The organism is Ohtaekwangia sp. (assembly GCF_036568665.1).
Lineage (GTDB): Bacteria > Bacteroidota > Bacteroidia > Cytophagales > Cyclobacteriaceae > Ohtaekwangia.
The window spans coordinates 1-7,255 of the sequence record NZ_DATCSD010000420.1; the positions used below are offsets into that span (position 1 = coordinate 1).

Consider the following 7,255-nt stretch of genomic DNA (forward strand, 5'->3'; position numbering starts at 1 on the left):
GTAAAGCAAAAAGGTGTTGGCGTAAGAATGTCGCTGGGCCCAACCGTTGATTATTTCTTCACTAAAAATATAGCAGCCTCATCCGGCCTCTGGTATACGGTGCGCTCGGTAAATTTATATATGGGCAGCTTGTATAACAGGCCCAACGATCCTAACAGTAAATATTATTCGAAGTCGCGCTATAATGTAACGTACCTGCAGATTCCTGTTACCGGTAAGATATATACCAACATCATGATCAAGAAAATGGCGAAGCTATATTTTCAGGGAGGCGGAACGATCGATATCAAGTTAGCCGAGAAGGCGAAAGACACCGGCCTCAGTTATGGCTCAAACAATTACCTGTATAATACGGCAAATATACCTTCCTATAATAACGATGGTAAAGTATTCAGAACGTTCAACCTCGGATATTACCTGGGTGTGGGTGCGGAGAAATCGCTGGGGAAGAACAAAGCTGTATTTGCCAGTGTAAGCTTTTCGAAAGGGTTGATCCAGATGCTGCGTCACCTGAATGACCGTGACGACAATGGTGTTCTCAACGACATTTCAAAAACACTGCACGTTCAAACAAGCCAGTTGTCGTTTGAGATCGGTATGAAGTTTTTATAATATAGAGCTTTGATATAGGAAGAACAGGAGGAGTAAGTTCATGAAGCACGCAACTATCAACGGTCTTAATCTGTGGCAGTTCGATTCGTTCAGTCAGGAGAAATCGATTAAGCATTTTGTAACCCAGCGAAACTCGCATGTAAACGGAAAAGAGTTTACGTTGAGTTACTCCAGTTCTCCCGATAAGGCTTTTGTACAACACAACCGGCATCTGCTGGCAGAGGCGATAGGTGTAGCCGATGAGCATCTATACCTTCCTTCGCAGGTGCACAAAACCAGAGTTGTTCATGTAACGCGTCATACTACAAAAGACGAATTGATGGAAACAGACGCGTTGATCACCAATGCAAAAGGTCTGTGTATAGCGGTAATGTCGGCCGATTGTGTTCCGATTATACTATATGATCGTAAGCACAACGCAGTGGCTGCTGTTCACTCCGGCTGGCGCGGAACGGTAGCGCGTATACTCGAGAAAACACTTCACGAGATGCATCATGTTTTTGGTACGAAAGGTGAAGACGTGGTAGCCGGTATAGGCCCTTCTGTATCGCAGGATTCGTATGAGGTAGGCGAAGAGGTGGTGGAGGAGGTTACCAGGGCGTTCGGAAAAAATAGTGGACTATTAATTCCGCAAGCCAACAACAAAGCCAAGCTTGATCTTTGGAAAGCGAACGCAATTCTACTGCGTGAGTTTGGTGTGAAAGAGAGTGCTATAGAAATAGCTGATTTGTGTACCGTAAAAAATAACGATCATTTCTTCTCCGCCAGAAAGGGCGATGCCGGTCGTTTTGCAGCCGGTATAGTGCTGGTATAGTTTAGAGCTATCTATAGTTTACTTCGTTTTTTTGCTGGTGATTTTTTCTTTGGTTTCTTCGATGCCTTTGCTTCTTGGTTGAATGCCAGCGCAAGACCGATCCAGTAATCAAAATCTTTCTTTGCTTTTATAGCATCCTGGTTTACAAAAACAAAACCTTTCATGTTGCGACCGTTGTGAATCATCGGTCTGCAGCCCGTGCGTTCCAGCGCTTCTTCATATACATCCGGCCCTACGCGGCATAACATTTCTTCATCGTTCACGCAAACACACATCTTGCCATTGACCATAAAGCACATGCCGCTGAACATTTTCTTCTCTTCAATTTTGCGTACATCGATCAATGCTTCGCGTACTCGGTTTGCCAGCTTTTCGTTAACAGCCATAGGAATGATTTTTTATTTGTGAAGATAATCTGCGGCAGCCATACGAAGATACGTTTTTGCTGCCAGGAAGTTTACCGTGAATAATAGTTCGTGCTGTTAAGAACGATAACTTTTACATATATATCCTGATTTACATTTTTCCTTTGTAACTTTTCGATGGTGTTACGGGTCGGTATACAATCTTAAACCATACGTCATGAAAAAAATCTTGTTATCAGTTGTTGCAACGGTAGGGCTGCTGTCGGTGCAGCAGGTACTAGCTCAATCAAAAAGTTTATTTAACGGAAAAGATCTGGCAGGCTGGCACGCCGATGTGCCGGAGATGGATAATAATCCGGCAGTGAAAAGTCCGTTCATTGTTCGTAAAGGTATGCTGGTAAGTCTGGGTAAACCTGGCGGACATCTTATTACCGACTCAGTATATCAAAACTATCGCCTCGAAGTACAATATCGTTTTGCCGGAACGCCCGGTAACTGTGGTGTGCTGGTGCATGCATCCACACCGCGGGCGCTATATGGTATGTTTCCCAAATCACTCGAAGTACAAATGCAGCACAATGATGCCGGTGATTTCTGGTGCATTGAAGAAGATATTACAGTTCCGGATATGGAGAAGAGACGCGGACCGAAAGAGCAATGGGGAGTAAATGGCGATAAGAAAAGAAGAATTATAAACCTGACCGATGGCTCAGAGAAACCGGTAGGTGAATGGAACACCATGATTATAGAATGTGTAGGCGATGCTATAAAAGTATGGGTAAACGGAGACCTGGTAAACTATGGCACCAAGTGCACAACTACCAAAGGGCAGATTGCATTGCAGGCTGAGGGTTCGGAAGTAGAGTTTAGAAAGATCGTGCTTACACCCATTACATCATTGCATTGATTGGCTATATATAGTTGCCGGTTAAATGCATAGATGGCCAGTCGTTTATTTTCGGGCTACTTCTCCAACTTGTATCGGGGCTGATCCGTTAAGTATAGGAGTATAATTATGAACGTTAAGAATTTTTTCCCTTCTGCGCAGTTGCAGCCATTTGTGAAGAGCTTCACGATAATAGAAAGTGAAGGAGGTATGCAGAATCGTATACTGCCGGATGCTTCCATTATTATGGCGTTCAGCTTACAGGGGAAGATCAGCTATGCAGATGATAACGTTCATACCATTATACCTTCATCGGCTATTACGGGATTGAAGCGATCGTACCGCATGGTAACATATCCGGAGAAGGGGGCAGTGTTATTAGTGAAATTTACAGAAGCAGGCGCTACAGCTTTTTTTGATATTCCCTTGCATGAGTTTTTTAATGAAACGATAGCACTCGATGCTTTTTTGAAACAACCTAAAGTTTCGCAGGTAAATGAACAATTGATTGAAGCGAAGACGGATGCCGAACGCGTTACCATTGTGGAGAATTTTTTATATTCACTTTATAAGGAACGCACAAAAGATCGCCTGGTATATTCGGCTGTGCAACAGATTGTAAATAACCAGGGCAATATACGCATACACGATCTGCTCGCATCGCTCGACATTAGTCAGGATCCGTTTGAGAAAAGATTTCGCAAAGCTATAGGAGCATCGCCCAAACAGTTCGCAGAAATAGTACGGCTGCGGGCGCTCATATCACAACATGCCAATGCCGAAAGCCTTACCGACCTCGCCTTTTCATTTGGCTATTTTGATCAGGCGCATTTCATCAAGAGCTTCAAGTCATTTACAGGTCAGCCACCCAGGCAATTCTTTCAATCGAAATTCTGGTAGTCAGTAAACTATATAGTATAGTATAGATCACTGGTCGCGTAAACTCCTGGCAGGATTGGCAAGTGCAGCGCGAATCGACTGACCGGCAATAGTGAGTAATGTAGCGGCCAGCACAATTATACCGGGTAACACAATCATCCACCATTGAATGGTAATTTTATAGGCAAACTCCTGCAGCCAGGTATACATCAGGTAATATGCCAGCGGAAAAGCAAAGACACAGCTTATCGCAATAAGCCTTACATAGCTGGATGAAAGCATTACCAGTATATTCCACACAGAAGCGCCCAACACTTTGCGCACACCAATTTCCTTGGTGCGTTTTACCATCGCGAGCGAAGCCATACCAAACAAACCCAGACAGGCTACAGTCATGGAAATAACACTGAAGAGATTGAGCAGTTTGCCAAACAGCTCGTCCGAACGATATTGTTCTTCGAAGAAGTGATCCATGAAATAGTATATGAACTGATCATTAGGGTAATGCTTGTGCCATATTTTTTCCAGCGCCTGCAGATAATCTCCTTGTCGCGATTGTACCTGGAAAGAATAGTAGCCATACTCATGTGGATGGTGATAGTAGAATACGATCGGATCAACCGGCTTGCGTAAAGATTCATGATGATAATCTTTCCATATACCAATAATAGTAACAGGCTTATGCTCACTGGTGAGTATAGAAGTATTTACGGCATCGGTTGGATTAGTATAGCCCAGCGCGCGTGCAGCCGTCTCGTTGATCATGCAGGTGTTGCCAAACTCTTTCTCGCGAAAATTTCGTCCGGCAGTTAACGTCATGCTGAACGTTTCCTGGTAACCTTCATCAATCCACATGATCCAGAACGATTGCTTCTTTTCATTGGCAGAGCCCACGGCATGAACACCTTCATCGTGAAAGCGTATTTCTTCTCCCGGTATATTCATGGAAGCTGTGCCCGATTTAAAGGCAGCCAGTTGCAGTACTTCTGCACGGAAAGAAGTATACCGGCTATAGCGCAGTGAGTCAGAATTGGTAGAGGCCGGTGCACGCAACGTGATCGTGCCGCGGGCATTGAACCCCGAGTCAAACGCCTGCATATAGGCAATCTGTCGCCCCGCTATAATGGTTATACCGACAATAGCAACGGCTAAAAACAACTGAAACATCATAAGTCCCTGGTGAAGTATACCGGCTCTTCCTTTACCACTGCCTAATTTATTTTTCAGGATTAAGGAAGGCTTGAACTTCGACATGAAATGGGCCGGGTAGAATGCTACCAGCGTTGTGCCTGCTACAAACGCAGCCAGGTATAGCAGCCAGGTTATATGGGTAACAGGCGAGAAGGTAACGCGGGTGAAAAGTATACCCGAGAGCGGCCCCGTAAATATAGTATACAGTATGAAGCCTATACTGAATGTAGTGAGCGAAAGTATACAGGCTTCCAGTAGAAATTGCCCGCTGATAGCAAAGCGCGAAGCACCGAAAACTTTTCGCACGCCAATCTCATCCGCCCGTTCAAGCGAACGCGCCAATGAAAGATTAATATAGTTGATCCAGGCAGCCACCAGTATAAACACCGCCAGCGAGATCAAAGCATAGAGCAACATTCGGTTTACAGTTGGCTTCACTTCTCCCGATAAACCGGGAAGTGTGTGTAGCTCTTCGTACGGACGTAATTCATAACGACCGGTGTGGCCGCGCTTCTCAAGTGTGGTGATGTGCTCTTTGGCCATGACCGACAAAGCATTGTTGATGGCCTCTATATCCGTAGCATGTTCACGAAGTTTAACGAAGGTGAAGGTCCACGGAGAGTTGAAGTCACCGTCTTTTGATATCCAGCCATAGTAAGGCATGGTTGACCATGACAGCAAAAAATCAAAATCGAGCGAGCTGTTCTTGGGTACGTCTTCAAATATACCGGTTACGGTAAAGGGTAAACGCTCGTTGAAGTATAGTATCTTCCCGATAGGATCTTTATCACCAAAATATACTTTCGCTTGCGACTGCGAGATCATAACGGCATTAGGAGGCGTGAGCGATTTATCAGCAGAGCCGCTGATGATCTTCAGGTTAAACACTTTGAAGAATGAGCTATCGGCAAACAACATATTCTGATCTACCAGCCGAACATCTTCTGTGAACACAAAAGCTTTTTCATTATATACCCTCGTCACTGCTTCAATCTGCGGCACGTAGCTGGCGGCTAACAGGGCGGTGCGATCGTGCGTGCGAGCACTTTGCAATACCGGTTGTCCTTGCTGATATTCATAGTAGTCGATGCGGTATATCTTGTCGCCATCTGCATAAAATGTATCGTAACTGAATTGATATTTTACATAGCCGATCAGCGCAAGAAAAACAGCAATGCTCACAGAAAGTCCGATCACATTGATGATGGTAAATAATTTATTGCGGAGAAGATTCCGAACGGCTGTGTTCCAATAGTGCTTCAGCATAGGCGTGTTTACAGAATAGTAATATTAAGCAATTTATAAACGTGCACCTCGCTTCGTTACATGAATGGAGCATCGGTATGCATCTGATGTATCTCTCCGGTCGCGGACGTATGTGTATTGTTTCCGGACGTTTCCCTTGCAGCGATAGTATCTGAATGGTTGAAATCAAATCGGAAATCAATTTTTTGATGTGGCAGATTATTTGATCAGCAAAAGTGGAGTAAATAAAAATTGTATACATGAAACGAAGCTATCTCGGAGAATTTGAAGAGATCGTATTGCTGGTGGTTGTGCTCCTGGATGGAGAGGCCTACGGTGTAAATATCACACACGAGATCATTGAACAAACCAATCGGCAGGTGCGGCTAAACCAGGTACATGCCGCGCTGCTGCGGCTGGAAGATAAAGGTATGATACGCTCGCGTATGGGCGATCCTACACCCGAACGTGGCGGCAGACGCAAGCGAATATTTTCAGTTACTGCCTATGGGCAACAGACGCTGCGCGATATACAGGAAGTTCGCATCAATCTTTGGAACCTGTTGCCATCTTCCATGAAACCCACTGGTATATGAGCACTCTACACAATGCCAAACCAATTCCACCACGGTGGGCTACACGCCTGCTGCAATGGTACTGTGCTCCGCATCTGCTGGAAGAAGTGCAGGGCGATCTTGAAGAAGAGTTTGATTACCAGGTGCAGCGCGCAGGACTCCGCCAGGCAAGACTCGACTATATACGCAGTGTGCTCGAGTTCATGAAGCCTTTTGCTATAAAACGAAAATCATCATCTACCTCAAATCCTTTTTTCTCTATGAATATGTATAAACACTACCTGGTGGTGGCCTTGCGAAATATAGCACGACACAAGGCCTTCTCATTTATTAATATAGCGGGCCTTGCACTGGGCATGACGTGCTGCCTGTTTATTTTTCTATGGGTGCAGGATGAACGCAGCGTGGATCATTTTCATAAACAAAATGAATCGCTCTATAATGTATACGAGACAATTTATGCCGGCAAGAATGTTACCGGAAACTATGGAACACCGGTAAGAAGCGATAAGATGCGACCCTTTATACCGATTGAAGATATAAGAGAAGCCGCGCCCGAAGTAAAGTATATAAATTTTTATGCTACCGGTTATGAATTGCCCTGGGGCCACCCGGAAACTTTTCAGGTAGATGAAAAGATATATAAGCTTGAAGGCTCGCGTGCTACACCGGATTTTTTCAAGATGTT

The 7,255-nt window shown here is 44.7% G+C and carries 8 protein-coding genes; 6 read left to right on the top strand and 2 right to left on the bottom strand.

Features of this window, described 5'->3' with window-relative positions:
- Both VIN08_RS24555 and pgeF read left to right on the top strand, forming a co-directional pair.
- The coding region (locus VIN08_RS24555) for an outer membrane beta-barrel protein (protein WP_331971190.1) at positions 1 to 612 on the top strand (612 nt) is incomplete at its 5' end.
- Between the two features lie 40 nt (positions 613 to 652).
- The gene (gene pgeF / locus VIN08_RS24560; protein WP_331971192.1) at positions 653 to 1,426 is read left to right on the top strand and encodes a peptidoglycan editing factor PgeF; all 774 of its coding nucleotides are present in this window, start codon (positions 653 to 655) and stop codon (positions 1,424 to 1,426) included.
- Positions 1,427 to 1,437: 11 nt separating this feature from the next.
- Here the strand turns inward: pgeF and VIN08_RS24565 are convergent, their stop codons facing one another.
- Positions 1,438 to 1,812 carry a TfoX/Sxy family protein gene (locus VIN08_RS24565; protein ID WP_331971194.1) on the bottom strand — a complete coding sequence of 125 codons (375 nt, stop codon included), beginning with the start codon at positions 1,810 to 1,812 and terminating at the stop codon, positions 1,438 to 1,440.
- Positions 1,813 to 2,008: 196 nt separating this feature from the next.
- Between VIN08_RS24565 and VIN08_RS24570 the strand changes: the two genes are divergently transcribed.
- Both VIN08_RS24570 and VIN08_RS24575 read left to right on the top strand, forming a co-directional pair.
- Entirely contained in the window at positions 2,009 to 2,698 is a 690-nt protein-coding gene (locus VIN08_RS24570) for a DUF1080 domain-containing protein (protein ID WP_331971197.1), read from the top strand.
- A gap of 108 nt (positions 2,699 to 2,806) precedes the next feature.
- A complete protein-coding gene (locus VIN08_RS24575; RefSeq protein WP_331971199.1) occupies positions 2,807 to 3,577 on the top strand; it encodes a helix-turn-helix domain-containing protein in 771 nt (256 codons plus the stop codon).
- Between the two features lie 27 nt (positions 3,578 to 3,604).
- On the opposite strand, the gene VIN08_RS24580 is transcribed toward VIN08_RS24575, so the two are convergent.
- Positions 3,605 to 6,013, bottom strand: a complete 2,409-nt coding sequence (locus tag VIN08_RS24580; RefSeq protein ID WP_331971201.1) for an ABC transporter permease — start codon at positions 6,011 to 6,013, stop codon at positions 3,605 to 3,607.
- A gap of 239 nt (positions 6,014 to 6,252) precedes the next feature.
- On the opposite strand from VIN08_RS24580, the gene VIN08_RS24585 reads away from it, so the two are divergent.
- Positions 6,253 to 6,588, top strand: a complete 336-nt coding sequence (locus VIN08_RS24585) for a PadR family transcriptional regulator (RefSeq protein ID WP_331971204.1) — start codon at positions 6,253 to 6,255, stop codon at positions 6,586 to 6,588.
- Positions 6,585 to 7,255, top strand: a 671-nt coding sequence (locus tag VIN08_RS24590; RefSeq protein WP_331971206.1) for a permease prefix domain 2-containing transporter, incomplete at its 3' end; no start/stop codon positions are given. The genes VIN08_RS24585 and VIN08_RS24590, both read left to right, overlap by 4 nt.

What these genes read in the sequence shown, in the direction of transcription:
- VIN08_RS24580 (WP_331971201.1), bottom strand. Translation starts at nt 6,013, where the DNA reads ATGCTGAAGCACTATTGGAACACAGCCGTTCGGAATCTTCTCCGCAAT.
- VIN08_RS24575 (WP_331971199.1), top strand. Translation starts at nt 2,807, where the DNA reads ATGAACGTTAAGAATTTTTTCCCTTCTGCGCAGTTGCAGCCATTTGTG.
- VIN08_RS24570 (WP_331971197.1), top strand. Translation starts at nt 2,009, where the DNA reads ATGAAAAAAATCTTGTTATCAGTTGTTGCAACGGTAGGGCTGCTGTCG.
- VIN08_RS24565 (WP_331971194.1), bottom strand. Translation starts at nt 1,812, where the DNA reads ATGGCTGTTAACGAAAAGCTGGCAAACCGAGTACGCGAAGCATTGATC.
- VIN08_RS24585 (WP_331971204.1), top strand. Translation starts at nt 6,253, where the DNA reads ATGAAACGAAGCTATCTCGGAGAATTTGAAGAGATCGTATTGCTGGTG.
- pgeF (WP_331971192.1), top strand. Translation starts at nt 653, where the DNA reads ATGAAGCACGCAACTATCAACGGTCTTAATCTGTGGCAGTTCGATTCG.